At 70.7% G+C, this 1592-nt stretch carries 2 protein-coding genes; both read right to left on the bottom strand.

Going from position 1 to position 1592, the window contains the following annotated elements; all coding sequences use genetic code 11:
- Positions 1-66 precede the first annotated feature (66 nt).
- Entirely contained in the window at positions 67-903 is an 837-nt protein-coding gene (locus ACWGJO_RS41560; protein WP_452190961.1) for a transposase family protein, read from the bottom strand.
- A 60-nt stretch (positions 904-963) separates the two neighbouring features.
- Entirely contained in the window at positions 964-1419 is a 456-nt protein-coding gene (locus ACWGJO_RS41555; protein ID WP_378366350.1) for a hypothetical protein, read from the bottom strand.
- Between the last annotated feature and the right edge of the window lie 173 nt (positions 1420-1592).

Genomic DNA, 1592 nt, shown 5'->3' with positions numbered 1-1592 from the left:
TGGCGTGACGGTTCTCCGGGGTGCTCGTGCTGGTCGTGGGCGAGAGTCTTCTGTCTTGATCGTCCGTCAGCGGTTGATCTCGAGATTGGTCAGCATGAGCAGGGCCCGCAGGAGGGCGGTGGCGCGAGCGGGGCCGGTGCGGAGCTTGGTGAGGATCCGCCAGGCCTTCAGGTTCGCGAAGCCGTGTTCGACGGGTGCTCGTCCGGCGGCCAGGATCCGGTTCGCCTGTTTCTGTCCCGGGGTGAGCTTTCGGGCGCGGGTGGCCCTGTAGCCGGTGACGATGACCAGGTCATCGGGGTCGTCGGGCTTGTCCACGCCGATGAAGCCCAGGTCGGCGAGCGCGCCGAGCCCGGCTGCCTTCAGGTGCTCGACGATCTTGTCGCGGCGGGCGGCGGTGGCGTCGTGGGTGCGTCCGGGCCGGGCCGCGGAGATCCAGATCAGCTTGCCTCTCTCGTCGGTCAGGGCGAGGAAGTGCAGGCCGTGGCGGTGGTGTTTGCCCGAGTAGTTCGGGCGGTTGTCCCGTCCGGTGCGGCGCTGGGTGGGGATCAGGGTGCCGTCGATCAGCACGACCTCCCCGCCCCGCCTGGCTGTCTGGCGAAGCGCCCGGTCCAGGCGCGGGGCCTTGGCGGCGAGCAGGTCGATCATCTCGTCGCGCCAGCGCCGCAGGGTGGACTCCGGGACACCGTTGCCGCCGGCCAGGTCGAGAAGGCGCTGGTCGTGCCGGAGCATCGCCAGCACGAGTACCGCGATCCGGCCCGGCGGCAGCGACCGCCACGGGGAACGTATCGCCTTCAGACGTGATCGCAGCAGGTCAGCGAGGCAGACCAGGGTGCTCGTGGACAGGTTGAGCTTGCACTGGTAGACAAGGGAGACGCCCTCGGCGGGCGCGTTGTTATTCGTCACACAATCTCAACGACCGTCGGGGGCGCCCAAGTTACGGTGGGGTCCGCGCAGCCGACCTGGTCACAGGCGTGCGGTGAAGCGGCCGTCGGGCAGCTTGCGCAGCCAGCCCCGCCCGGCAAGCTTGGCCAGCTTCCCGCGCAGCGGCTCCAGCTTGCCCCGCACCGCGACCTGAAGCCCCAGCACCTCGCCGACCTGCTTGGTCGCAACCGGCCCGCCCGCGTCGCGCACGATGGCGAGGATGCGCTGGTAGTCCGGCGGCAGCGCATCCTCGGCCACGCCGGGCCCACGGTGCGGGACCAGTAGCACCGCTCGGCCTGCGACCCGCGCCGCGGCCGGCACGGTCTCCGCGCGCTCGGCGGCGAGCTGTTCGGCCATCCGCTGCCAGACCCGTTCGGCCACCGCGAGTTCGTCGCGCTCGGTCCGCACCTCCTCCAGCTGCTTGACCAGCTGGTCTTCCAGTTCGTCCAACTCCGCGCGCCGCGCGGCGATCCGTTCCGCGATCTCGGACTCCACCATGAACCGGATGGTAGGCGTCGCCGGGCCCGCGACGTGGAGGAACCAGCGAATCCGCGCCGGCCTGCGGCGTCAGACGATCAAGACCGCTGACTCCCGCCCACGACCAGGACGAGCACCCCGGAGAACGTCACGCCGGCCCCTCCGACCAGCACGTTCGAAGTTGGCGAGGCTTG

The organism is Kitasatospora sp. NPDC054795, assembly GCF_053611565.1.
This window is presented reverse-complemented; position numbering and strand designations above follow the sequence as displayed.

Excerpts from the sequence above, each read along its gene's own strand:
- ACWGJO_RS41555 (WP_378366350.1), bottom strand. The coding sequence starts at position 1,419 with ATGGTGGAGTCCGAGATCGCGGAACGGATCGCCGCGCGGCGCGCGGAG.